Below are 24,972 nucleotides of genomic sequence, written 5' to 3'. Positions count from 1 at the left end.
ATATATAGGGATATGACCTTTTTGTCACGAACAACTATACAAAAAAGATACCAATAAACAGCATTTCATGTTGCTTCGAATAAAGTTCCCTCCTATCTAACTTCATCAAAGTTTGCTTTTCCAACAAAAAAAGACTCTGTCCACAGGACAAAGTCTTTGTCATTATTTCGCTGTACCCCTTCAAATGACATTTGAAAAGGTTTCTGAGCTTACAGTCCTTAGTTCGATCTTTTATTTCATTTCATACGTGATATTCAGGATTGTGCTTACTTTAACCTGGCCTGTTTCAATCTCAGTGCCACCTGCTGTATCTTGTGCTTTGGACATCAACGCCTCGCTTGCATAGAATACAGGCACATTGGCATCACCTTGGCTTACAGAAAGAACAGCACCGAGTTGACGTTTAACTGCTTTTGCAATGGCGCCCGCTTTCACATCTGCATTGGCAACAGCTTTCTCAATCACTTGGGACTCATAACTTTCCGGATTTTCTACAGTAAAGCGCACGTTTTCAATATTGTTGGCACCCGCACCCGAAGCAGCATCGAGCAACTCGCCGATCTTATCCATCTCACGATATGTGACAGTCAGCGTATGATGCGCTGTATAACCTTTAATTTGTTGTCCGTCTTTTTCGCTATACGTATAGTTAGGTTGTACAGAGAACTGACTGGTTTGGATGTCATCTGCACTGATCTTCCACGTATTCTTCAGCAAGTTGGATACCTTTTGAACTTTGGCAGCATTCGCTTTTTGAGCAGATGCAGCTGTCTCTGCAGTACTGTTCACACCAATGGACAGATAAGCGATATCAGGCTTCACCTGAATCTCACCTTTACCCACAACATTAATCACATTCTGTTGTACTCCCTGAACCTCTGCAGCGTAAGCATAGTTACCTGGTGCAACCCATGCTGTTCCTCCAACAAGCAACGTACTTGCCACCAGCACCGCACCAAACGGTTTCATCCATTGTTTACCCATCACGATAGCCTCCTTATGTGTTAACATCTCAAACTTTAATCGATTTGATACCTTAACAGACGGGACAAATTCCATAATGTTGCACTTGACGATAGCATAAACGTGAAAAACGCAAAAAAGCCCCTTTCGGGACTTCTTCATTGGATTGATCATATCTTATTGGTTTTCGAGCTCTTCCTTGCTTACCAGACTAACTAAAGCGTTTACAGCCTGTTCGGCATCCGCGCCTTCTGCACTAATCTGGATTTCCGTACCTGTGCTAATTGCAAGGCTCATGATCCCCATGATACTTTTTGCATTAACTTTTTTGTCGTCCTTCTCGACGAACACTTCAGACGAGTACTTATTCGCTTCTTGAACGAACAGTGCTGCAGGTCTGGCATGGAGACCCGTTTTCAAACGGACAACTACCGGGTGCTTTGTCATGGAAACTTACCCCCTATTATGAAATCTGGACATTAAATACACAATTATATTTATACAACATTATACCATTAACCCGTGCAGGACACTAGAAGAAAAAACTCAGGGTGCTTTGACGGACATTATCTTGCCCTAATTTCATCTTTTGCACAGCGCATCCAATGACCTAAGTAAGTCCCCTAGATCCTTAGCGGTTAACTTTCCCGACCCTTCTGTTCAACAGAAACAGCCGACCTTGTTACTTTACCCTACTCCGTCTTAACCATAACGTTCTGTGCGTACTTTCTCAGCCAGCTCATCAATTTTACGAAGCCGATGGTTCACTCCTGACTTGCTGACTGTACCTTTAAGGAGCTCGCCAACTTCCTTCAAGTTAATATCCGGATGAGCGAGTCGAACCTCCGCCACTTCTCGAAGCTTCTCAGGCAACGATTCCAGACCAACTTCCTTTTGTAACAACCGGATATTATCGATTTGTCTTACCGCCGCTCCAATGGTTTTGTTCAGGTTGGCGGTCTCACAATTGACAATTCGGTTAACGGAGTTACGCATGTCTCGCATAATTCGTACATCTTCAAACTTGAACAAGGCCTGATGAGCACCAATGATGCTGAGCAGCTCAATGATTTTCTCGCCTTCCTTAATGTATAGGATGAATCCTTTTTTCCGTTCTATACACCGTGCATTCAGATGAAATTCATTGGCCAGGTCAACTAGTGCCTGACAGTGCTCCTCATACATGGACGCAATCTCCAGATGGTAGGAAGAACCTTCCGGGTTATTAACCGATCCACCTGCGAGAAATGCACCGCGAAGATAGGCCCGTTTACAACAGTTTTGCTGAAACAACTCCGTACTGATCCCTGGGGTAAAGAGAAAGCCCTCAGATACAATATGAAGACTATTGAGAATCTCCTGTACCATGGTTGGAATACGAACAATATATACATTGTTCTTTTTCAGCCGCATTTTTTTGCGGACCAGTAATTCCGTATGCACTTGAAAATGCTTTTTAAGCAGAGAGTATGCCCGTCTTGCAATCGCGGCATTCTCCGTCGAAATATCCAAGATCACTTTTTTATTCGATAACTGCACTGCACCAAGCATACGGATGAGGGCTGAAAGTTCCGCCTTTTCGCAGCACGGTTCGCTCTCGATCATGGTTAATTCTTTTTTGGTCTGTGCTGCAAACGACATGGGACTTCACCTCTTCCGTAACATCCAATTTTGTACCAGTTGGTAGATGTGATGACTTAACTTGTCGGCATCATGACGCAGATAGGTTTTGAACAGAACAAGAGTATCTGCAACCACCTGATAACCAGCACTTTCGAGTACATTCATATCCAGTACAACCGGTTTTGCTCCTTTTTCCGCATACTTATTTTGCACTTGCAGCGGAATATCACCATTATTTACGATAACATAGTCGAAGAGCTGATGACCTATATGCTCGTGTACCGCCTTAAGGTGGTCACTTACCGTATAGTTATCTGTTTCTCCCGGCTGTGTCATCACATTACAGATAAACATCTTCACCGCATCAGCCTCTACCACAGCCTCAGCCAGCTTTGGTACGAGCAGATTGGGAAGGATGCTCGTATAGAGGCTGCCTGGCCCGATCAGAATAGCATCAGCTTGACGAATGGCCTCTACTGCCTCTGGCAACGGCTCCACGTGATCCGGTTCAAGGAAAACACGTTTGATGCGTCCGCCCGCCTCAGGGATTTTGGACTCACCTGTAATAATTGTCCCATCTTCCATCTCGGCATGCAACACAACGGCCTGGCCTGCGGCTGGCAATACCTCACCTCGAACGGCAAACACGCGGCTAAGCTCCCGCACTGCGGTCACAAAGTCGCCCGAAATATCCGTCATTGCAGCCAAAATCAAATTACCCAAGCTGTGGCCTGCAAGCCCCGCGCCTGTATTGAAACGGTACTTCAACATATCTGAAAGCAATGGTTCTACATCAGCCAGTGCCGTAAGCACGTTGCGAATGTCGCCCGGAGGCGGCATCTGTAGCTCATTGCGCAGGATGCCTGAACTTCCACCGTCATCTGCAACTGTGACGATGGCCGTGATATCCAGCGGCTTCTCTTTCAAACCGCGCAACATCACGGACAATCCGGTTCCGCCGCCCATTACAACTATTCTCGGACGTTCTCTTCGTGGTCCGGCCTCTTTCATCCCTTCACCCTCTTCAATGACGGTCCCGGTCAGCGTCGCGATGGCTCACGGTAACAGCTTCTGTCTCGCTGCTTCCCAACATCTTGCCCAAATATTCCGATATTGCTACCGAACGATGCTTGCCTCCGGTACAGCCGATTCCAATAATAACCTGGCTTTTGCCTTCCTTCCGGTATTGCGGAATCAGGAAATGCAGCATATCCAGCAGCTTGGTCAGAAACGCCTGTGTCTCTGGCCACTTCATAACATATTCGTACACATCACTATTCTGTCCCGTATTTGGTCGCAAATGATCAATATAATGCGGATTCGGTAAAAAACGTACATCAAACACCAGATCAGCATCAATCGGAATGCCATACTTGAATCCAAACGACGTAATATTCACCGACAACATTTGGCTTTCCAAATGAGAAAAGCGGGATATGATGCGTTCTTTCAGTTGAGCAGGCTTCATTGTACTAGTATTCAATACCTGAGTCGCAGAGTTTTTGAGTTCCTCCAACATCTTGCGTTCCAGTCGGATGCCGTCCAGCGGCATGCCCTCAGGAGCCAGAGGATGTCTGCGCCTGCTTTCTTTGTAACGCTGAACAAGTACAGAATCTGTAGCATCCAGGAATAAAATTTCGCAATGAATGGTAAAATGATCTTTAATATAGTTCAAAGACTCGGACAGAGCCGTAAAGAATTCACGCCCGCGCAGATCGATAACCAATGCAACCTTACCAATCTTGCCGTTTGACTGTTCAATTAGTTCCGCAAATTTCGGAATCAATACCGGCGGCAGATTATCCACACAGAAGAAACCCAGATCCTCCAGGCTTTGTACTGCAATGGTTTTACCTGCTCCGGACATGCCCGTAATGATAATGAGCGTGGCGCCTGTGCCTGGTGAGCCTTCACCTTCAAGCATAATTGTCCCCTCCTTATCATATTGCTGTCTTCATATATTGTTACGAGGTCACTAGGAACGCAAGAGAAGACCTGCTGCACCTACAATACCTGCATTATTACCAAGTGTAGCTTCCAGAATCTGAACCCCTTCTTGCAGTGGTTCCGGTGTCAGCTTAGCAAATACGGTACGGATTTCATCAAACAAGAAATTGCCCGCTTTGGATACACCTCCACCAATAATGAACATCTCCGGGTTAATGACAGCTGCTACAGTAGCCATGGATTTGCCCAGGTAAAAGGCCGCACGATTCACAATGCGTTGTGCCACTTCATCGCCTGCCTTGGCAGCATCAAATACTTCTTTGGCTGCAATCTTGTCGACGAGTGCCAGTGACGTATGATCACCGCGCTCTACGGCATCCTTCGCCATACGGATAATTCCTGTTGCAGAAGATACTGTTTCTACACATCCCATTTTACCACAACCGCACTTGATGGCTTCCAGATCAGGTACAACGCTGATATGACCCAGTTCTCCCGCCATACCGGAGAAACCCTGATAGATGTTGCCATTCAAGATCAAGCCTCCGCCAACACCCGTACCGAGTGTATAACATACGCAGTTGTCTACGCCTTTGCCGGCACCTGCCCATACTTCACCCAGTGCAGCCACGTTTGCATCGTTATCTATTTTGATTGGCTTGCCCAGACGTTCTTCCAGAATCGAACGAATGGCCACATTCCGAAATCCAATGTTAGGGGCATGAACGATAATTCCCTCGCGTACATTCGTGAAACCGGCCACTCCAGCACCTACACCCTCAAGCTGTTCCCAACTGTAAGGTGATTCGGCTACGATATGTCGGACATACTTCTCGATGTTGGCGATGACCGTGTCTACGCCCTTATCCACTTCAGTCGGTCCTTCATACGTATGCATTAGCTGACCTTGTTCATCGCATATACCGACCTTGATTGCTGTTCCGCCGAGATCGACCCCAACGTAGATTTTCTCAGACATGCTGCAAGCCACCTTTATCTATCTAAAATAGTTTAAGTCCTACGTACCAACTATAATTGAAGGATACGCCTGGGTCAAGACGATAAGACCTTGCACGCATCATGCTTCACCAGGGTTGTGAACTACATCACATAGCATTTTTGAATACGTATACAATCTTATTACCTTCATTTATAAACGCACGCTTAATTCCTTCCTCCATAACAGAGGAAGCCTCAACTCATGATATTGCATCTTCACTCGTTCCATTCATAAAAGATCAACATCGCCCCCTCAGAGTGGTGACTCGTCTTATGCACCCCACCACCTGCCATTCTCATGCAGAAAGCTATCTAATGGCGGTTTTGCCAACAAAAAAGCGCCTTCCATAGTTGGAAGACACCCTTACTTTTCCAAAAGAATCTGATGTTGTTTGACTTGGTTGAGCTCAATTAAACTCGGTCGATTTTCTACGTTATAACTTCGATTCCACACGTACCGGCTCTTCTGTCTTTTCCATCTTGTTCACATCCAGAATATCAAGCAGGAAAACAAAGATCGGAATACCAATGATTAGTCCCCAGATCCCCAGGAAGTGTTGCGACAGAATTAGTACGATAAAGGTGTAGAACATTGGCAATTTGGTCTTGTGTGCCATCAGTTTTGGATTCAGGAAGTACGTCTCCAAGGCATGAATAACAATAATCATGATGATCACAATAATGCTTAATTTCAGTCCACCCATCTGATACCCAATCAGACAGAGCGGTACAAGTGAGATGATAACCCCCGCAACGGGAACCAGACTGAGCATGAACACCAGAATGGTCAGAGCGAACAGATACGGGAAACCCAGAATCCATAAGCCCAGTATCGTCAGCACCGTATTAAACACCGCAATAAGAAGCTGTGCCTCAATGACTTTACCAAAAGAAGACACAAACTTGTCTCCCAGATAAGCAACTTCATTGTAGAACCATCCAATTTTACTTGTTTTGAACTTGGACGTGAACTTGGATATCTCCTGCTTCTGCAACAAGAAGAACAGACTCAGAATGATGACGAGCAGAATAAACTCCAGCCATTTGCTCAAAGCGAAAATATATTTCAATGCATCATTGGTGTAATTTTTAATATCGAAGGATTGAAGATAACCCGCAATTTTGGATGCAAAATTATCACCGTCAGCACTATCCAGAAATTTCATAATCTCGTTCGTCAACTGGACGACCTGATCCACGATCCGTGGTGAATATCTGGAAATGCCAAGCACAATGACTGCGATCACAATCATATAGAGCAGGATGACCACAACTTTATAGTTGATTGGAAACAACCGATTCAAACCACCTGTAATGAAATGCTGTAACCTGTTCATGACATACGTCACCAGGAACAACAGCAGAATCATGTGCAGCATACTCCCCATACTGAACAAAATTAAACAGAACAAGAGCAGGATCAAAAATCGTCTCACTGTCGCATTCTGTAACCAATCTTTTATCATTTCCCCCAAAATCTTCACCTCACAGCTAATATGCCCTATATGTATACGATCTCATGCCCACTGTAGTTTCAAAAAAAGAGAAGCCTTCCGGCTTCTCTCATTTCATGAGACTTCCCGTTGTCTCTTATTCCCAGCATATGCCTAACCTCACGCATGCAATGCTTATTTATCCAACGTTTCGCTCCAATCATGGACAATGCTTCCTTCAAGGAACTTCTCACAATCCATCGCGGCCATACATCCTGATCCTGCAGCTGTAATAGCTTGACGATACTTCGTATCCTGAACATCACCACAGGCAAAAACACCCGGAATATTGGTCTCCGTTGTTCCCGGTTTAACGACAACATAGCCATGTTCGTCCAGTGCGATCGCATTACCCAGGAATGCGGTATTCGGTGTGTGACCAATGGCAACGAATACGCCATCTGCTTCAAGCAACTCTTCCTGCCCCGTCTCGTTGTTGCGCACCTTCAGCCCTTTGACACCCAACGCTTCTGGTACGACTTCGAGTGGAGTACGGTTCAGCGCCCACTTCACCTTTTCATTGCTGCGAGCCCGATCCTGCATAATCTTGGATGCACGCAATTCATCCCGGCGGTGAACCAATGTCACGTCTGTTGCAAAACGAGTCAGGAAACTCGCTTCTTCCATCGCGGAGTCTCCACCGCCCACGACCACGATTTTTTTACCTCGGAAGAAGAAGCCGTCACATGTCGCGCATGTACTTACACCACGTCCCACATTTTCCTGCTCGCCCGGAATACCGAGATAACGAGCGGAAGCACCTGTGGAGATAATGATCGATTCAGCTTCCAGTTCACCGATTCCTCCAACTTTGACCTTGAAGGGCGGTTTGCTGAAATCGACCTCTTCCACCCAACCGTTTTTGAATTCCGCTCCAAAACGTTCAGCTTGCTTACGCATGTTGTCCATCAGTTCCGGACCCATGATACCTTGCGGGAAACCGGGGAAATTCTCAACTTCCGTTGTTGTCGTCAACTGACCACCCGGCTGAAGACCTTCGATAACCAGTGGTTTCAGATTAGCACGAGCCAGATATATCGCTGCTGTCAGACCCGCAGGTCCCGTTCCGATCACAATCGTTCTGTATTTAGACATATAGATACAGCCTCCTTAATTAAGGTGAGAATGTGTTGTACTAGCGATGAACTTGCCAAGATGATATCCTACAGGCGTTTACGAAGTCCATTCGTTAAGTTTACCCGTTTTCCCGGTTGTTGTATCCTTCACCTGATGATGTCTTTCTGAAAACGAGTTGAAGCGAACTTTCTATACTAGTGGTGGCTTGCTGTTACAAACCGAATGAATCTGTTTAGCATACTTGCTAACCGTTGATGCCGATATCCCATACCGCTCAGCAATGCTTTGATAGGTAACGGGCCGACTGTGATTCTTCGCTGCCAAGTATTCAAGTCCTGCAGCCCAACCCTCAATCTGCTTCGTACCCGGAACCTCAGGATGTACCCGGGATACATAATCCGTCCAGAGCCGTTCCATCTCGTGCTGCAACTCAGCCTTTGCTTCAGACATCTGTAACGCACGATCAACAACAGCCTGCCAATGGGAAGTTGATCCAGTGTCCGATTGCTCTGATGTGGATGGAACCTTCCCAATAGACTTCAAGGCTACAGGAGAAAAGGGGCGAACCACCTGAGAATTCCGATCCTCATGTTCAGCCGATTTCAATCCGTTCAGTACAGTTTGTGCTGCCTCAAGCAGATCCTGTTCTTCTCCAGGCTCTTCAATAAAGGATTGCAGAGCCTGCTGCACCTCATAGTCACCGATCATCCCAAGCGCATGAATAACCTGTAGCTTGGTTGCCCGATCACCATGACGCAATGCCCAGAAGAAAGATGAGCGAATCAGTGGATCATTTTTCATTTCTTCAGGTATGCCACTACCATAGTTCTCCCACTGTCTGAATTGCTCATCAAATGGCAGATGATAGTGATAACTCAGCTTCTCTGGCTCTTGCTCGCCTTGTTTTACAGCCTCAAGACCTGACAGATAATACCGGGATACTTCGGAACCCGGATCAAGCTTGGACACATGATGCCATAAACGCTCAGCAGCATCATACCGTTCTGTATTATAAGCCGCCACTGCTGCATAGTGAGCAAGTGCCGGATCAGCAGCTGTCTCTTCGTCCTTGAGCAAACGCCGGAAGTGAACATAAGCCGTATCGTGTTGGCCCAGAATTCCCATCGTTGTCGCCAGTTTGTAGACTTGTTCGTGCTGGAATGGCACGATGACCCGCAATTTTTTGATCAGAAGCAGCACTTGATCAGCCCGGTTCTCATTTTGATGGAAAATGGCCAGATTACAGAGTGCATGCAGATTACCTGGTTCCTGTTCAAGCACTTCGGCGATGGTCTCTTTTGCTTTGGAAAACAGACCCATATAATAGTAGGCGAGTGCCAGATTGTTACGGGCAGCCAAGTAATCAGGATAATCAGAAGACATGCCTTCGAGCAATTCAGCAGCCTGTGCAAATTTCCCTTCTTCCAACAGTTCCCGTGCCTGATCGTGCTCCACTACACCTTTGCGTGATTTGATTCGATTCAGTTTGGTCGGACGATCCAGCTCATAATACAGAAGCTCCATCATCTCTTCAGCTTCCGTCATGAACTGACCCTGGGTGTCCTCCTCCAGATAGGTAACAAGTGCTTGCTCGGCTTCCTCAAACCGATCCATATTTGCATAATTGTTCGCCATATAAAAATAACATTCCGTCATCGACGGATCTACCACTTCCAGCACGTTAGCCAGAATGGCATTGGAGGCTTCGTAATCCCCCTTCTCCGATAATATACCCGCCATATTACAATGATTTACCGGATTTTCCGGTTCGTATTCAACAGCTTTGCGAAAATATTTTAATGCCTTGTCAACATGATTACGGTCCAGCGAGCGGACAGCTCTTTCAAAAAAGAAAGAAGCATCCAAGTGAATCGGTATAATATTGGCAAGGTGTCCCTCAGCCCGCACTAGCTTGCCCTTCATCTTCCAAGGCACCTCCTCTTTGCATTTCATTCATACTCTTCAGTATACCACATCTTAAGGCCCACTTCTCAATATGTAGTTTCATGTCGTTTATGAAAAAAATGCAAAAGAAGATGATATTCCATTTTGCGGAAACCTATCACCTTGGAGCGTTGTTTATTCAAAGGAAAACCATGTTTACCTAATACTCCTACACTCACTTGCCATAGACTCTCTTTATAGTATTGCATTAGTCCATTCTTGTCGGTTACGCGGCGTCTAACTGGATTCGGCCCGGTTATTATAAAGACAAGTATACTTTTATGGTATTATTATCCTTATTGTCCTTTTTAGTAGTTTATCTCCATTAAAAATAATACAACGTATATTAGCTCTGTCCGTCAGCCTCTTTTTCGCGTATGTAATAAAAAATAAAGACACATCATTATTATTTTAAGGGGATGTTACATTGAGGATCTCAAAGATAAAACCACTTATATTCATCTTAATCTGCTTGTTTGCTTTGAATGGATGTTCAAAAGATATAGAAAACATAGAAAATCAGTTCACATTAGATGATGTAATGAGAGAGCTCGAGTCTCAAGAATTGGATTTAGTGTCCTTTGGTATAACCGGGTATCCTTTAAAATTAAATGATGTTGTACCTGAGGTGTATTCCGTTGAAGTGCCCGTGGAAGAAGAACCCTATAGCCCTGAATTTATACATTTTTATATTTTCAATTCTGAAAAGGATCGCATCAACGGGACAAAAGAATTCAATAAACACATGGAGAGCGCCCAATTCACAACATTCCCTTTTCTATATGAGAAAGGAAATGTTCTTGTCGTTTACTGGAGCAAAACCAAAGATGATCCTCTATTCACTAAACCAATCGAAACTGCTTTAGAGCAACTGAAATGATACTAGTTCATACATTACTGGACTGAGCTCGACAGTGGGAATATCAGTTTAGAACGTTAATTGCAGCATTCGTCATTCGTAAAAAAAAGAAGACCGAGCATTTGGGCTCGGTCTTCTAACTATTATGGCTTAAATATCTAATAAATCTAGATCTTCGACGCCATCGAAGGAGAAAGTGAAATTTGAATGGTTTTATCAAACGGCGTCATGAAATTGACCAGCACAACCTTACACTTGTCCGGCAGTTTTGCCTCACGTACCGTTGCAGCCAGATGCCCCAGCTCGCCCCCGGTGATCTCCAGCCAGTCTTCTCCGCAGGTATAGCGTAATGTACCGCCTTTCCACAAGTAGTGACCCTCACTCGTTTCAATCGCGTCCTCACAGGTCAGCTCACCTTCGCTTCCGAATACAAAGGACAACTGCATCATAATGTCCTCCGGTTCCTGTCCAGATAGATGCATGCTCCATCCGTTTTCCGTTGGCTGTAATTCTGCTCCTACACGGAAGGTCTGCTCATGAGTAAGCTGACGACTCTGATGAGGTAACAAGTACCATGGACTGATGGCTGATGCAGCCGATTCTGGCAGCAGGTTCGCAGGGATTGGGCCGTAGTAACCTTTTTTCTGCTCACCAGTTAGTCGATACCCTTCGGGCAGCCTCGTCATTTGCTGCATAGGTACATACCCTGGATTAAAGTAAGAGGCCAGTTGCACAGCCAGCAGGCGCACCTTGCCATGACGAAGCGCAAAGAAAGAAGGAACTTCTGTCATCACAGTCACACTTGTAGCACCATCCCGAATTCGGGCTACCGGAGCACCAAAATCCGTATGCATCCGACTGTGAGTGATCCGTCCGTGATGCCCTACTGAGTCCATCTGCTCCAAATATTCGCCCCGTACAAAATGTTCATTCAACATGACCTCATACTGTTCCGGTAATGCATCATGTGTGCCATTCGTCTGCTGAAGCTCCGGCTCAAGCATTAATCGAATGAGCGTATTCACCGAACATACTCCCGGATCGGTCAATGTATCTCCAGCCCAGGCTGCCATACCGGCTAAGAGTGGATCACCGTCCAGCCGAGCCAAAATGGCATAAGGCAGATAATAAGGTGACAGATCATGAACACTGCCCAGATCCTGTCGCCCTGAATAATCTGTAACAATTTCACCCGTTGGATGGACCAGATACACCATCATGCGGAGATTAAGCCTCACCGGTTCCAGCAGTTCAGGACGATTGAGCAGGCGCGCAGCATGGATTAACATGATGTCGCTAACTGCACTGTATATCCCATTGCTCCGTTCTGTCCACTCCCCATCAGGTGTAATATCCATTCCTTCATCCATCCACTGCTCTGCACGCTGCACAGCTTCCTCCAGATCAAATATTTCATGCAGGAAACCAAGCGCCGCGCATAGCACCCAGCGATGATTGGGCGTATGACAACCTCCTGTAAGCATGGTTGGGATTGTCCGTTCCAGAAACAGCCTCATATTGTTCAATACAGGTTGAAGCGGCTCCCATTCTTGCTGCTGAAGAAGCTGATACAACTGTGAATACCCTACAACGACAAATGCGGTATCCGGAGGGGAATGGTAATTGGTCCAGCCAGGCGATATTGAACCGTCTTCATGCTGGAAGCGGAGTACAAATTCCGTAGCTAACAGCAGTCGATTTAACAACGACTCATCCCGGTAATAGATAGAGTCCGGATTGGAGAGCGCAGCTCCCCAGTAACACATATCCGTGGGTGTTCCAGTCGTATGGTTGACCCAGGCAACACCTGTGAAGGGATCAATTGTCCCTCCATAGTAACGGCTTTCCGGGTCAAGCATCTGCCGGGATATGCCTCTTTCTACCGCTCTGTCATTACTGTCCACCAGTTGTTTGTACATGTGCAGTCCCCTCCATACCAATGCATTCTCCCGATGTGCGGAGTATGTTGCTTCAGTGCCTTCAATTCAGACCGGAAGCTTACTCATACCGCCCGTAGGTGAGTTCATTTTTCTCGTCAGTATATATCATATTTCTACATAAGTCGCTAGAAAATCTGTGCTTGTTGTACTACATTATTTATGGTTCTCCGTCAATGAAGAAACAGTCATTAAACACATGCTGTGGACATGCCAACTGTTCCCCACTTCACCGCGCCTACTCTGTCACTCCAAGCTTCTTCATAAGCAAGTCATGACTCTCATGGATCTCTTCTGCCTTACAGGCAGACTTCAACTCATACACCTTCACCTGTGCCCGGCGAATCATCGGCAGATAGGCATCATAGAAGTTCATATCTTTACTGTGTACATACGGGCACCAGTGATCAGAGAGACCAAGTGTCTCATGGATATGGACCCCTACGATATCATCCATCAGGCCTTGCATTTCTCCCACACTGTCATAAAGGCCCATTCGGTCCATCATGATGGCATGACCGGTATCGTACCAGATACCAACCGGAGCCCCTTTGAGGGCCGTGATAATGGTCTTGGCTTCGGCAAGGGTAGGAATCTGTTGTGGTCGGGATCTCGTCTCGATGCCAAAACGAACATCCAGACCTTTAGCTGCCGCCCGATTGCATACCTCATCCAGACTGGCGATAATTTTCTCCACATACCCTGAACTGAGGGCTTCCCGCCGCTCCATCAATTCAGCCCATTTGCTCCGATACTTCGGTGAATCCGGGCCTTCCTCGTTATAGATCTTTCCAAGGTCTTTGCTGATATCCTCAGGAAAAGGTACCTCTCCCGGGTGTACAACAACAGCTTCTCCCCCATAACGTTGGGCATATTCAGCCGACTCCACCAGCAATTCGATCGCCCGCTTACGTTTCACTTCATCTTCGAAGCCGAGCAAGATGGAATCCGTACCGTAGTCTGGATCAGGGTCATGTGGAAAGGTGTTGTGGACACTAGAAATTCCGATCTCTCCACGCTCAATCATGGGCTCAATCGTCGTAAGCATCTCCTTCGTCACATTATAATTGAGCTCCACCCGACGAAAGCCGAGATCCGCAATCTCCCGAATCATATCTTCCCCTATGGGATGTTTCCTGATATTCCAACATGTCGAGAATGAGTATTCGCCCTTGTCTATGTGCTGCATCTGTTTTCCTTCTCCTCCCTCTGGCTAAACTTTTTACATCAGCCTTAACTCAACCTTTTACCGCGCCAAGCATCGCACCGCTTACAAAATACTTTTGCAGCCACGGATAAACGAGTAGAATCGGAACGGTTGCAAAAATAACGGTTGCGGCCTTGAGACTCTCGGGAGTCAATGGCGTACGGTTAGCACCCTCCATTTGGGTAAGCTCGCTGACCATATTATTCTGTACCATTTGGAATAACTTCAGTTGAAGCGGGTACAGCTTCGGATCATTAATATACATCAGGGAATCCTGGAACCCATTCCAGCGTCCAACCGCATAGAATAGCGCTAGTGTAGCCAGTACTGGCATGGATAGTGGCAATATAATTTTGAAGAGCGTGTGTACATGGGAACTGCCATCAATCTCAGCGGACTCTTCCAGACTTTCTGGAATGCCTCTGAAGAAGGAAATCAGGATAATCAGGTTAAACGGACTGACCAGTCCCGGCAGAATCAGTGCCCACACGGAATTAAGCAAGTTCAAGTCACGAATGAGCAAGTACTCAGGAATGATCCCGCCACTGAAGAACATCGTAATGATGATGACATACATGAAGAGCTTGCGCCCTTTCAATTTTTTCTTGGTTAACGGGTATGCAGCTGCCAGTGTGAACACCATGCACAGCACAGTAGTAGCAATGGTCAGAACTGTCGTGTAACCCAGTGAATAGATCATCGACTGATCAGAGAACACCTGGATATACGCATCCCAATTGAATTCTTTCGGGAATATAGTCACTTCGCCTGACGTAATCGCACGGTTAGAACTGAATGAGATCGCGATCGTGTGCAGAAATGGAGCCAGGCAGAATATAACAAACAAGGTGATAAAGGAGATATTAACGATATCAAAAATCCGGTTTGAGGTGCGTTCACTCATATGCGCACAGCTCCTTTACTGATGGTCTATACAAACAAGCCAATTGGCGTCTCTTCCGTTCATCCACAACCTACAAAATACCTTCACCGGTTGCTTTCTTCGAAATATAGTTAGATCCTAGCACGAATATGAGTCCCACCACTGCCTGGAACAGTCCGACGACAGTTGCCAGCGTGTATTGTCCTGATTCAAGACCAACTCTGTATACAAAGGTACTGAGTACATCGGAATATTCACGCACGGCCGTATTACCAATGATATAAGGCCGATCAAAACCGATGCTGACCATATGTCCAAGATTGAGAATAAGCAAGGTCACGATGGTTGGTTTAATACTTGGCAATGTGATATGCCAGATTCTCTTCAGCCGCGATGCTCCATCGATCTCAGCTGCTTCAAACAATTCCTTGTTGACGCCGGTTAATGCGGCCAGATATAGAATGGTTCCCCATCCTGCACTTTGCCAGACACCTGTGAAGAGATACGTCACAAGCCATGGATTTTTTTCTGTCAAAAATGGTATTGAATTTAAGCCCATGCTTTCCAGTACACCGTTAACCATACCGGATTGATTACCGAACAATTGGTACACAATTCCCCCGATGATTACCCATGAGATAAAGTGAGGAATGTACAATATCGTTTGTGAGATTTTTTTGAACCATTTGAATCGAACTTCATAGAGCATGATCGCCAGAATAATAGGAGCTGGAAATGAAACGACCAGATCAAGAAAATTCAGCATAAAGGTGTTGCGCAATGTCGTGTAGAAGTCCCGCATTCCAAATACTTCGCGAAAAGCATCAAAACCGATCCACTCACTGCCGCTGATTCCCTGAAACAGGTTAAAGTCCTTAAAGGCGATCTGTACACCGTACATCGGTCCATAACGAAAGATTAAAAAGTAGATAATGGGCAGTGAAATCAGAGCGTATAATTGCCAATACCTCTTCAAGTATGTGGTGGTCAAGTCGGTTTCCTCCTATCAACAAGGAAACGGCTGTGCCGCCAGTCCGGCGGCACACGTTCCTTTCTAGTTAAGCCGTAGTATGGGTATCTGTCTTGGATATTGAAGTGTGGAGTTACTTATTTTGCAGGGAGTGCCTGAACCGCTTCTTCAAGTTCTTTTTTCAGTTCAGTACCACCCAGAGACATGAAATCAGCCATTTCTTTTTCATATACCGCATCGAATTCTGCTGGCTTAGCCATCGCTGTTTTTACGATAATGACATTTAATTTGTCTTTGAGAGCTGTGCTGTACTTCATCTCTGCTTCAATCGGTTTGTCGAAAATGATTGGTCCTACCGTATCGGTGTTAGCAATATCAATGGATTGTTTCAGCATCTCCTGATTATTTTGCGGGAAGCCCATAATCCATGCCTTTTCATTCGTCGCTTGATCACCAATGTTTTTACCGTTCGAGATAATGGCTGTATCCCCTGCGTTAAACAGACGATCCTGCGCTTCCTGGGATGCATCCTCTTTCACTACTGGAATGCCGTCTACCAGATCATAGTTCTCGCCTTCCACACCACTGTAGATATCAATCAGATTGTTGTCAGATGCCATCCAGTCGAGATATTTGATCGCTTCCACAGAACGTTTGCTGCTCTTCGGAATCATAATGTACATACCATTTGTTCCGTAGCGTGACTTGATGTGTTTGTTGTCTGCATTTGGATTGGTGTATACATCAACCGGCAACACTTCACTGCCACTCACATTTTTATGCAAATTATCCAGTGTGCCATCTCCGTAGAACATGGCATCCACATCTTCAGACCAGTAACCTACGTTACCGTTTTGAATGTCTTTCCCTAACTGCGTTTTGTCTTCATCCAAACTGAAGTCTTTGCTGATCAAACCTTCGTTGTACAGTTTGTTCAGGAACTGCATCGATTCTTTGAATCCTTCATGCAGCGGCAATTCATACCGTTGACCATAAGTCAGGTCGCCACTTACTGGCTTGATGAATGAGTAGATGAGCGTTTCGAATTGAGCTGGTGCAAGGGCCATACCCATTGGGATGTTTTTGCTTCCGAGACCACCAGGATCTTTATCCTTGAACGCTTTCAAAGTTGTATATAATTCATCCGTGGTCTTCGGCGCTGGCAATCCCAGCTTATCGAGCCAATCCTGACGAATGTAAGAACTGTATCGGCCTGTGATAGCACGTTTACCCGGAACTGCAAACTGTTGTCCTTCCACTTGCCCAAACTTCAAAGTATCTTCACCCAGGAACTTCTTCAGGTTCGGACCGTGCTGATCAATCAACTCTCCAACATCAGTCAAACCACCCTGCTGGGCATACCGATAAAACACGCTTGAGTCATAAACAAACACAATATCAGGGACATCCGTATTGCTAGCCATCAGGACGTTCAGCTTGGTAACTTCCTCAGAACGCTGAACGGGTACAAACTGTACATCAATATTGTTGGGATCGCCGAACTTCTCCTGAATCATTTTAGATAGATAGTTGTTCGTAATTGTGTACGGTGAAGGACTGTTACCACGGTCGAAAATCTCCACCTTTAAAGTAACGCGCTCGCCATTGCCTGATGTTCCGCCTTCAGCTGATTCTTCTGATGCTGATGAGCATCCCGCAAGTAAAGAAACGCCCATTACCATCGTAAGCGCCAAACCCATCCATTTCTTTAGACTCCCTTTGGTTGCTTTGCTTCTCATTTTGTCATCCCCTTTGGCTTTGCGTGAATGTTTAAAGCTTGCCCAGAGTATTTCACATTTTTCCGTCATCCTGCAATAAACCTCTTTCGGAAGCGCTTACAAACGGATTATGGTTTATATGCTAAGCCTATTTTCGCAGACTGATTCTTTTCCCAAAGCTGCGCTGCTCTAGGCTTTGACGGCACTCTTCGCCTCAAGGATCAGAACTGCCTATCCCAAGTCGGATAAACCATTTTCACACACTGCCTATATTCGTAAACGGGAAAAAAACAGGAATATTAGCTTGCTATCCTGCGAAAACAGTTGCATCCGATCTCAGTATAAGAGTATTGTTCAACGAAAACAGGGCGAACCTCTGCAAGCCTCTCTCCTAAGTGGAAAGTGACTGCATGAAATTCACCCTGTGTTATCCTGATGTACAGATCTCAGAATATGATCACTTTTGCGTTACTCTTCGGGTTCTCGATGTTCACGTTTCAAACGACGATAATCTCCTGGTGTAATACCCGTTACCCGCTTAAATACACGTCCCAACGTAATTCCATTTGCATACCCAACCTTCAGAGCAATATCCTGCAAAGAGTAATCGGTATTGAGCAGAAGCTGCTCCGTCTCCTTCATGCGAAGTTCTGTAACAAAATCAACAAACTTCATGTTAAATTCTGTCTTGAACAAATAACTCGCATGTTTGCCCGTAATCTGGAATCGATCGCTCAGATGTTTCAATGAAAGATCAGGATTCGCAAACTGTTCTTCGATATAATTTTTCATTTCATTAACCATGGCTTTGTAACTCTTGGTTTCCGTTACCGCTACATACGTTCTGAACAAGTCCGTCAGTCCATCAAACAAAAGACTTTTCACATCCGTAAGCGTCTCTGCCTCTTCCACAGCACTCAACCATCTGTTGATGTTTTCTTCGGACAGCTCTTCCTGAAGTCCTTCCGACATCATGGCTACCTCTCGGCTGAGCATCTGTAACATGGCCTGAATCAGAGAACGAATCTCATCATCCGGCAGTTTGTTCTGTTCAAATGCTGTAAAGATCTCCTCCAACTGTTCCCGCCACTGCCCACTCGACATCCGGAACCGCTTAACAAAGTCCGCAATCATCTGCAGATAGGTATAGGTATCCAGCAAAGGATGCTGTGTTTCACCACAGTCGGCTTGGCCGACATCTCCATTCATCAACAGTTTACGTTGCATTACCGCTTCTGCGGCCGCATAGGAATCTCGTATTGCACCGATTCCCTGAGCAATAGGTCCAATGCCAAAGCTTAAGGAAATGCGTAGATTTTGTTCTACCCAAGATTTGCATTCCTCAGCTACTACACGAATTTGCCCAGACATATCCAAGTTGTTATCATTCTGTTCTTTGAACACAAAAAGGATTGCAATTCGATCTACACTAATCCATTCCGTCCAGCATTGGACTCCCGTATTACGTGACAGCTCTTGCAAAACGTTCATCAAGGCAAACTTCAGCGTATTTTGTTCACCTCTCGTGTACCTCTCCTGAAATCCCTTCTCATAACGGTTAATCTCTCCAACAACAACGACAAAACGCGACGAGTCATGCACGTCATTCAGTGGAGAAAGCTCTTTTAATTGCTCTGCTGCATTTTCCATGTGTTCACCATGCAACAGGGCATTGAACAACTTGCTGCGCTGCATGAGTACATTTTCCCTGCTTTTCTTGTCATAATCCATCATATGATTAATCAGATTCTCAAGCACACCATCAATCATCTTCATCTCATCCGTGCGAGCACCTGAGTGTTCGAACACCCGAATCTGATGAGACTCAATCCGGTTCATGATGATCTGAATGGGTTTATAGTTACGGCGAGTAATGTACACGATATATACAATCGCACAGATGACAGTCACAATAGCAATGATTACCCATACATAAGATATGACAGATACCCAGCCAAACAAGTTGCCGACCTTAATTCCACTGGATATTGTCCAGCCCAGTCTTTCTAGCGCTAGCCTATTCAGTTCCTGACCATCTATCGAGCCCTCTTGGTCCGAATGTGCATTATACACAACCTTACCGTCCCGATCCGTAATCGTCAGGAATGAGAGCTGACCATTAACCATACTATCTACACTCTGTTCAATGCTGCTCATCTTAATATTAATGACCAATGTGCCCTGAGAGCCAAAAGGCAAAGGCATGTCCTTGTTCACCGTTAATACGCGAATAGGGGTACGTTGAACAGAGTCCGCATCGAATTCCCGGACCGGTTGCCAGCCTGAACCGATAGACCCGGTACCCATCTGATCAATCCATGCCTTATCCGAGAAACCTTCCACTTCTCTGGAACCACTTACGGTCAGAACATGTTTATTTCGCTTGTCATATAGATAGATGGATTGAATCCATGAGGACGAATTGGATAGCTCACGTAAATTCTGCGCAATTGCATACACCGTGTCCGAGCTGGTCAGGTTTGTGTTATTAAAATAGAGTTTGTATGCCTGCTGACTCTGTACCGTTTCCAGGATGGATAGTTCAATATCCCTGATTGTACGATCCACCGTGTCTATCATATAACTGGAGGAAATCCGGTCTGCTTTTTTTGTTTCCTCTTTAGAGATGTCATTGATGAAAACAAACGCAATGAAAATGAGTATGGTCACCGTAAGAAAAAAAATTGGGAAGTACGAGAACAATAACCGGTAGTACCAATTACGAGACAATAGACCCCACTCCTCACTCCACGATGCCAATGTTCTCAGCCGTGGTTCTACTGTTCAGCATCCATCTCACCTTAGGGGCTGAATACTATATGATAACGCTATCATAACTGATTTTATGTTATTATAGCACAAGCCTCTGAGCAGCAAAGCAAGAATTGAATTCAAAGAGCCAAAACAAAAAAACCGTGCTGAGCAGACAACAACTCAGACACGGAACAGTTCATCTGGCAGCACACCGTTATATCTTCGATGCTCTAAATGCCAGAATCCTTAAACAATGTGGCCATGGAGCCACCATCCACAATAATGCGTACGGCGCGGGCCAGCATTGGTGCAACAGGTAACACTTTGAAGCATTCAGGGTGGTCATCTGGCAGTGCGATCGAGTCCGTAACTACCACCTCTTCAATTGACGGGTGATTCAATTTACTTACTGCCCCATCCGAGAACAATCCGTGTGTTGCACATACATATACATTTTTGGAGCCACGTTCCTTCAACCCTTCCACAACATTCAGAATGGTTGTTCCAGTGTCGATCAGATCCTCAATAATAATAGGTGTCCGTCCTTCTACATCACCAATGACATGGGTAATCACCGATTCATTATGGCTTGGACGTTTCTTGATCATAATGGCAAATGGAGAATCCAGACGGTTCGCCAGCTTCTCTGCCATCGATGCTCGTCCCGCATCCGGGGAGACGACAACAGGGTTCTCGATTCCTTTGCTTAACAAATAATCACTAATCAGATCCAGTGATGTCATATGGTCAACCGGAATGTTGAAGAATCCCTGAATGGCCGCTGCGTGCAGGTCGATCGTTACCACTCGATTGGCGCCAGCCGTAGTTAATACATCTGCTACCATCTTGGCTGAGATCGGTTCCCGAGGAGCGGATTTACGCTCTTGACGAGCATAGCCGTAATACGGAACAATGATGTTCACAGTGCGTGCTGAAGCCCTCTTGGCGGCATCAATCATCACAAGCAGCTCAACAAACAGCTCATTGATCGGATGAGACAACGACTGTACCAGAAACACATCACAATTACGGATCGTTTCTTCATAATGAACGTATATTTCTCCGCTCTTGAACCTGGACAGCTTGATCTTGCCCAGTTGTACACCCAGCTTGTCACATACCTGTTCTGCCAGCTTAGGGTTCGATGAACCGGAAAAAATACGTAACGAATGCTGCATAATGCCCTCCCGAGGGTTGAAGTCCCTATATAATCCCTTATCTAAAAGCGAGTGTTCAAAAAGACCGGTTTTCAGTAGCGAGAAGATGGGATAAAGCTAGAAATGGAGTAGCGGAGCGTAGGCAAAACTACGTGAGCAACCACAATGTTTCCAGAGGAAACATACTTCGTAAGCATCCACCTATTTCGGCTGAATTCCAGCTTCGATGCTGAAGATGCCATTAGGCATCCTTCGTAATCAAAGGCGGGCTTTTTGAACTACCTCTAAAAGGTTATTTCCTACCCTCATTATACTCTAATGGCTTATACATTTAAAGGAATGAACGAGCGATGACGGCCTTCAAAAACAGCGACTTCCGTACAGCCCAACTCATGCAAAAGTGCTTCAGCTTCAGGCAAATAATCCCCAAGCTTCAGTGGGTCATGTGCATCAGAGCCCATGGTTAATGGAATACCCAAGCGAATGGCTTCTGTCAGCATTCTGCGACTAGGGAACATCTCGGCACAAGGCTTCGATAACCCGGAAGCATTCAGTTCCATGGCGCAGCCACTTTTGGCAATAGCCTGCAACGCTGCGTTCTCCAGTGAGATACGTTCTTCTGTCTGCTCCGTTGAAGGAACATAGCCAAACCGTTTAATGACATCCGTATGGCCCATAATATCGTACATGCCCGTGGCGGCTGCCTTGCTTACGGCATCGTAGTACTGACGATATACTTCAAGGATGTCTTTGCCCTCCCAGTGATGGGTCTGGCGAAAATCCGTAATGTCCCATTCCCCGAGAAAATGCACAGAGCCAATCACATAATCCCATGGATAACGCTCAATGATTGCACGGATCTCTGTTTCCCATCCTTCAATATAGTCACCTTCCAGACCAACACGTACGTCAATCTGACCACGGTAACGTTCTTTCAGGGAGAAACACTCCTCTACATAACGCGGCAGTTCATCCATAGGCATCGCCATTTCCGGATAATATTGAGCCGGATCGACATGCAACAATGGCATGTGATCGGACAATCCAATCTGGGATAGTCCGATCTCCACACCACGCTGCACGTACTCTTCCAGTTTGCCCACGGCATGTCCACACCGCTCATGGTGTGTATGATAGTCTATACGCACGTAGCTCGCCTCCTAATCGCGGCGAGGCCGTTCATGACGGCGGCTCAGCTCTAACATAATGTCGTCCAGCGGCAGCTTGCGTTCTTGTAACAGGACGAGCAGGTGATACATCAGGTCACTGACTTCCAGACGAAGCTCGTCATTATCTTTATTTTTGGCGGCGATGATTGTCTCGGACGCTTCTTCACCGATTTTTTTCAGTATTTTGTCTACACCTTTATCAAACAGATACGTTGTATATGCACCCTCAGGGCGCTCACGTTCACGCTCTGCAATAACGGATTCCAGTTCAGCCAATACCTCAAAGCGACTTTCGGAACCGGAACTTGCAGAAGCAGATGCTGCACCCGCTTCATCCGAAGCCTTGTCTGCCGATTTCTCTGGCAAACCAATGATTTCATTATGGAAACAAGTTACCGCCCCTGTATGGCAAGCTGGACCGTTCGGTTTCACCTCAACCAACAAGGTATCGCCGTCACAATCATATTTTAGGGAAGTAATCGTCTGCACGTTGCCAGATGTTGCCCCTTTATGCCACAACTCCTGACGCGAGCGTGACCAGAACCAGGTCTCACCGGATTCAAGCGACAACTTCAGAGATTCGCGATTCATATAAGCCATCATTAAGACTTCCCGAGTATCCACATCCTGCACAATGGCAGGAACCAATCCGTCACTCCAACGAATGTGTTCCACAACCTGTTCCAAGGACAACTGTTCCTTGATTTCATCGCTCACTTTAGTCACGGATCTCCACCCCTTGTTCTCTCAAATGTTGTTTTAACGCCGGTACGGCGATTTCTTTGTAATGGAAAATCGTTGCGGCCAGACCCGCATCCGCTTTGCCTGTGGTGAATACATCATAGAAATGAGATTCCTTGCCCGCACCGCCCGATGCGATGACTGGAATACGCACAGATTCGGATACCGCTGCCGTCAGCTTCAGATCAAAGCCGTCTTTTGTTCCGTCCGCGTCCATACTTGTGAGAAGAATCTCCCCGGCGCCCAAGCTCTCAGCCTGTTTAACCCATTCCAGCGCCTTGATCCCGGAGGGTTTCCTTCCACCATGGGTATAGACTTCCCACTCACCCCAAGCTTCGTTATACTTGGCATCAATCGCTACCACGATACACTGCGAGCCAAAGCGACGTGCACCATCTGCAATCAACTGCGGATTAAGTACCGCGGCTGTATTCACTGCAATTTTATCCGCTCCTGCACGAAGAATCCGCTTCATGTCCTCTACCTTGGAGATGCCACCACCTACCGTAAAGGGAATAGCAATCTCGCCCGCCGTCTGCCGCACGACTTCTTCCATCGTTTCGCGACCTTCTACCGAAGCGGAGATATCGAGAAACACCAATTCGTCCGCGCCCTCGCGGTCATATAGTGCCGCCAGCTCTACCGGATCACCCGCATCGCGGAGATTAACGAAGTTGACGCCTTTGACGACCCGGCCGTCCTTCACGTCCAGACAGGGGATGATTCTTTTTGCCAGCATGCTACCTCTTCCTCTCTATCCGAATATCCTTTACTTGTTTACCGCACGTACTGCTTCAGACAGATCGATACTACCAGTATACAGTGCTTTACCCACGATCGCTCCACCAACACCATCATCCGCATGACGACTCAGACGAAGCAGATCATCCATCACACTCACACCGCCGGAAGCAATAACCGTCCGTCCGCTTGCCTTGGCAAGAGACACAATCGCTTCCACATTAGGACCCTGCATCATGCCATCACGGGAAATATCCGTAAAGATAAACGTTTCTGCCCCATATGCCGCCAGTTCCTTAGCAAGCACCTCTGCCTGTACTTCCGATGTTTCAAGCCAACCGCGAGTTGCCACGTAACCGTTACGTGCATCGATACCAATTGCCACCTTATCCCCGTAACGTCCCAATACTTCCTCTGTAAAAGCACGATCCTCAATCGCTGCTGTCCCGATGATCAGCCGGCTAACACCTAGACCCAGCAAACGCTCTACATCCGCTACCGTACGAAGTCCGCCGCCCACCTGAACAGGTACGTTCACAGCCGAGGCAATCCGCCCGATCAGCTCATCGTTAACAGGATGACCCGCTTTCGCACCATCCAGATCCACCAGATGGACATATGTACCGCCTTGTTTCTCCCAGGATAAAGCCACTTGAACCGGGTCATCGTTATACACGGTCTCCTGATTATAATCTCCCTGCACCAGTCTTACACATTTGCCGTCCCGGATATCAATCGCCGGATATAGGATAAAAGATGACATACAAGGCCTCCTGAATATGAATTAGAT

Annotated in this window: 21 protein-coding genes; 1 reads left to right on the top strand and 20 read right to left on the bottom strand. The window is 46.2% G+C overall.

What is annotated here, in order from left to right; all coding sequences use genetic code 11:
• Positions 1 to 231: 231 nt before the first annotated feature.
• The 9 genes from MKY44_RS00885 to MKY44_RS00845 form a co-directional block, all read right to left on the bottom strand.
• The gene (locus MKY44_RS00885) at positions 232 to 984 is read right to left on the bottom strand and encodes an SIMPL domain-containing protein (RefSeq protein WP_074092967.1); all 753 of its coding nucleotides are present in this window, start codon (positions 982 to 984) and stop codon (positions 232 to 234) included.
• Between the two features lie 156 nt (positions 985 to 1,140).
• The gene (locus tag MKY44_RS00880) at positions 1,141 to 1,410 is read right to left on the bottom strand and encodes an HPr family phosphocarrier protein (RefSeq protein WP_017691248.1); all 270 of its coding nucleotides are present in this window, start codon (positions 1,408 to 1,410) and stop codon (positions 1,141 to 1,143) included.
• 255 nt (positions 1,411 to 1,665) lie between these two features.
• Positions 1,666 to 2,604, bottom strand: a complete 939-nt coding sequence (gene whiA / locus MKY44_RS00875) for a DNA-binding protein WhiA (RefSeq protein ID WP_036616210.1) — start codon at positions 2,602 to 2,604, stop codon at positions 1,666 to 1,668.
• A gap of 6 nt (positions 2,605 to 2,610) precedes the next feature.
• Positions 2,611 to 3,597 (bottom strand): gluconeogenesis factor YvcK family protein, encoded by a 987-nt coding sequence (locus MKY44_RS00870; RefSeq protein ID WP_017691250.1) that lies wholly within the window; start codon positions 3,595 to 3,597, stop codon positions 2,611 to 2,613.
• A 13-nt stretch (positions 3,598 to 3,610) separates the two neighbouring features.
• On the bottom strand, positions 3,611 to 4,510 hold the full coding sequence (gene rapZ, locus MKY44_RS00865) for an RNase adapter RapZ (RefSeq protein WP_017691251.1): 900 nt from the start codon (positions 4,508 to 4,510) through the stop codon (positions 3,611 to 3,613).
• A gap of 51 nt (positions 4,511 to 4,561) precedes the next feature.
• On the bottom strand, positions 4,562 to 5,512 hold the full coding sequence (locus tag MKY44_RS00860) for an ROK family glucokinase (protein WP_062837749.1): 951 nt from the start codon (positions 5,510 to 5,512) through the stop codon (positions 4,562 to 4,564).
• 454 nt (positions 5,513 to 5,966) lie between these two features.
• Positions 5,967 to 6,998, bottom strand: coding sequence for an AI-2E family transporter (locus MKY44_RS00855; protein ID WP_091038752.1), 1,032 nt, complete (start codon positions 6,996 to 6,998; stop codon positions 5,967 to 5,969).
• Between the two features lie 162 nt (positions 6,999 to 7,160).
• Positions 7,161 to 8,120: a thioredoxin-disulfide reductase gene (gene trxB / locus MKY44_RS00850; RefSeq protein WP_341005721.1), complete on the bottom strand. Its 960-nt coding sequence runs from the start codon at positions 8,118 to 8,120 to the stop codon at positions 7,161 to 7,163.
• Between the two features lie 171 nt (positions 8,121 to 8,291).
• Positions 8,292 to 10,025 carry a tetratricopeptide repeat protein gene (locus tag MKY44_RS00845; RefSeq protein ID WP_341005720.1) on the bottom strand — a complete coding sequence of 578 codons (1,734 nt, stop codon included), beginning with the start codon at positions 10,023 to 10,025 and terminating at the stop codon, positions 8,292 to 8,294.
• Between the two features lie 448 nt (positions 10,026 to 10,473).
• On the opposite strand from MKY44_RS00845, the gene MKY44_RS00840 reads away from it, so the two are divergent.
• Complete coding sequence (locus MKY44_RS00840) at positions 10,474 to 10,926, top strand: hypothetical protein (protein WP_341005719.1); 453 nt, start codon at positions 10,474 to 10,476, stop codon at positions 10,924 to 10,926.
• A gap of 146 nt (positions 10,927 to 11,072) precedes the next feature.
• Here the strand turns inward: MKY44_RS00840 and MKY44_RS00835 are convergent, their stop codons facing one another.
• From MKY44_RS00835 to hisA, 11 genes are all read right to left on the bottom strand, one after another.
• Positions 11,073 to 12,824 carry a hypothetical protein gene (locus MKY44_RS00835; RefSeq protein WP_341005717.1) on the bottom strand — a complete coding sequence of 584 codons (1,752 nt, stop codon included), beginning with the start codon at positions 12,822 to 12,824 and terminating at the stop codon, positions 11,073 to 11,075.
• Between the two features lie 256 nt (positions 12,825 to 13,080).
• Entirely contained in the window at positions 13,081 to 14,031 is a 951-nt protein-coding gene (locus MKY44_RS00830) for a sugar phosphate isomerase/epimerase family protein (protein ID WP_036674754.1), read from the bottom strand.
• 49 nt (positions 14,032 to 14,080) lie between these two features.
• The gene (locus MKY44_RS00825; protein WP_036616194.1) at positions 14,081 to 14,953 is read right to left on the bottom strand and encodes a carbohydrate ABC transporter permease; all 873 of its coding nucleotides are present in this window, start codon (positions 14,951 to 14,953) and stop codon (positions 14,081 to 14,083) included.
• Between the two features lie 70 nt (positions 14,954 to 15,023).
• Entirely contained in the window at positions 15,024 to 15,923 is a 900-nt protein-coding gene (locus MKY44_RS00820) for an ABC transporter permease (RefSeq protein WP_036616191.1), read from the bottom strand.
• A gap of 116 nt (positions 15,924 to 16,039) precedes the next feature.
• Positions 16,040 to 17,641: an extracellular solute-binding protein gene (locus tag MKY44_RS00815; RefSeq protein WP_307415423.1), complete on the bottom strand. Its 1,602-nt coding sequence runs from the start codon at positions 17,639 to 17,641 to the stop codon at positions 16,040 to 16,042.
• Between the two features lie 447 nt (positions 17,642 to 18,088).
• A complete protein-coding gene (locus MKY44_RS00810) occupies positions 18,089 to 20,350 on the bottom strand; it encodes a helix-turn-helix domain-containing protein (protein WP_341005716.1) in 2,262 nt (753 codons plus the stop codon).
• A gap of 254 nt (positions 20,351 to 20,604) precedes the next feature.
• Entirely contained in the window at positions 20,605 to 21,552 is a 948-nt protein-coding gene (locus MKY44_RS00805) for a ribose-phosphate diphosphokinase (RefSeq protein ID WP_036616184.1), read from the bottom strand.
• A gap of 302 nt (positions 21,553 to 21,854) precedes the next feature.
• On the bottom strand, positions 21,855 to 22,679 hold the full coding sequence (hisJ, locus tag MKY44_RS00800; RefSeq protein WP_341005715.1) for a histidinol-phosphatase HisJ: 825 nt from the start codon (positions 22,677 to 22,679) through the stop codon (positions 21,855 to 21,857).
• Positions 22,680 to 22,691: 12 nt separating this feature from the next.
• Positions 22,692 to 23,426: a bifunctional phosphoribosyl-AMP cyclohydrolase/phosphoribosyl-ATP diphosphatase HisIE gene (hisIE, locus tag MKY44_RS00795; RefSeq protein ID WP_445670628.1), complete on the bottom strand. Its 735-nt coding sequence runs from the start codon at positions 23,424 to 23,426 to the stop codon at positions 22,692 to 22,694.
• Complete coding sequence (gene hisF, locus MKY44_RS00790) at positions 23,419 to 24,180, bottom strand: imidazole glycerol phosphate synthase subunit HisF (RefSeq protein WP_017691268.1); 762 nt, start codon at positions 24,178 to 24,180, stop codon at positions 23,419 to 23,421. The genes hisIE and hisF overlap by 8 nt, the downstream gene beginning before the upstream one ends.
• Before the next feature lie 30 nt (positions 24,181 to 24,210).
• Positions 24,211 to 24,945, bottom strand: a complete 735-nt coding sequence (gene hisA / locus MKY44_RS00785) for a 1-(5-phosphoribosyl)-5-[(5-phosphoribosylamino)methylideneamino]imidazole-4-carboxamide isomerase (protein ID WP_047841450.1) — start codon at positions 24,943 to 24,945, stop codon at positions 24,211 to 24,213.
• Between the last annotated feature and the right edge of the window lie 27 nt (positions 24,946 to 24,972).

This window comes from Paenibacillus sp. FSL R7-0026 (genome assembly GCF_038004485.1).
Classification (GTDB): domain Bacteria; phylum Bacillota; class Bacilli; order Paenibacillales; family Paenibacillaceae; genus Paenibacillus; species Paenibacillus xylanexedens_A.
This window is presented reverse-complemented; position numbering and strand designations above follow the sequence as displayed.

What these genes read in the sequence shown, in the direction of transcription:
- MKY44_RS00885 (WP_074092967.1), bottom strand. Translation starts at nt 984, where the DNA reads ATGGGTAAACAATGGATGAAACCGTTTGGTGCGGTGCTGGTGGCAAGT.
- MKY44_RS00880 (WP_017691248.1), bottom strand. Translation starts at nt 1,410, where the DNA reads ATGACAAAGCACCCGGTAGTTGTCCGTTTGAAAACGGGTCTCCATGCC.
- whiA (WP_036616210.1), bottom strand. Translation starts at nt 2,604, where the DNA reads ATGTCGTTTGCAGCACAGACCAAAAAAGAATTAACCATGATCGAGAGC.
- MKY44_RS00870 (WP_017691250.1), bottom strand. Translation starts at nt 3,597, where the DNA reads ATGAAAGAGGCCGGACCACGAAGAGAACGTCCGAGAATAGTTGTAATG.
- rapZ (WP_017691251.1), bottom strand. Translation starts at nt 4,510, where the DNA reads ATGCTTGAAGGTGAAGGCTCACCAGGCACAGGCGCCACGCTCATTATC.
- MKY44_RS00860 (WP_062837749.1), bottom strand. Translation starts at nt 5,512, where the DNA reads ATGTCTGAGAAAATCTACGTTGGGGTCGATCTCGGCGGAACAGCAATC.
- MKY44_RS00855 (WP_091038752.1), bottom strand. Translation starts at nt 6,998, where the DNA reads ATGATAAAAGATTGGTTACAGAATGCGACAGTGAGACGATTTTTGATC.
- trxB (WP_341005721.1), bottom strand. Translation starts at nt 8,120, where the DNA reads ATGTCTAAATACAGAACGATTGTGATCGGAACGGGACCTGCGGGTCTG.
- MKY44_RS00845 (WP_341005720.1), bottom strand. Translation starts at nt 10,025, where the DNA reads ATGAAGGGCAAGCTAGTGCGGGCTGAGGGACACCTTGCCAATATTATA.
- MKY44_RS00835 (WP_341005717.1), bottom strand. Translation starts at nt 12,824, where the DNA reads ATGTACAAACAACTGGTGGACAGTAATGACAGAGCGGTAGAAAGAGGC.
- MKY44_RS00830 (WP_036674754.1), bottom strand. Translation starts at nt 14,031, where the DNA reads ATGCAGCACATAGACAAGGGCGAATACTCATTCTCGACATGTTGGAAT.
- MKY44_RS00825 (WP_036616194.1), bottom strand. Translation starts at nt 14,953, where the DNA reads ATGAGTGAACGCACCTCAAACCGGATTTTTGATATCGTTAATATCTCC.
- MKY44_RS00815 (WP_307415423.1), bottom strand. Translation starts at nt 17,641, where the DNA reads ATGAGAAGCAAAGCAACCAAAGGGAGTCTAAAGAAATGGATGGGTTTG.
- MKY44_RS00805 (WP_036616184.1), bottom strand. Translation starts at nt 21,552, where the DNA reads ATGCAGCATTCGTTACGTATTTTTTCCGGTTCATCGAACCCTAAGCTG.
- hisF (WP_017691268.1), bottom strand. Translation starts at nt 24,180, where the DNA reads ATGCTGGCAAAAAGAATCATCCCCTGTCTGGACGTGAAGGACGGCCGG.
- hisA (WP_047841450.1), bottom strand. Translation starts at nt 24,945, where the DNA reads ATGTCATCTTTTATCCTATATCCGGCGATTGATATCCGGGACGGCAAA.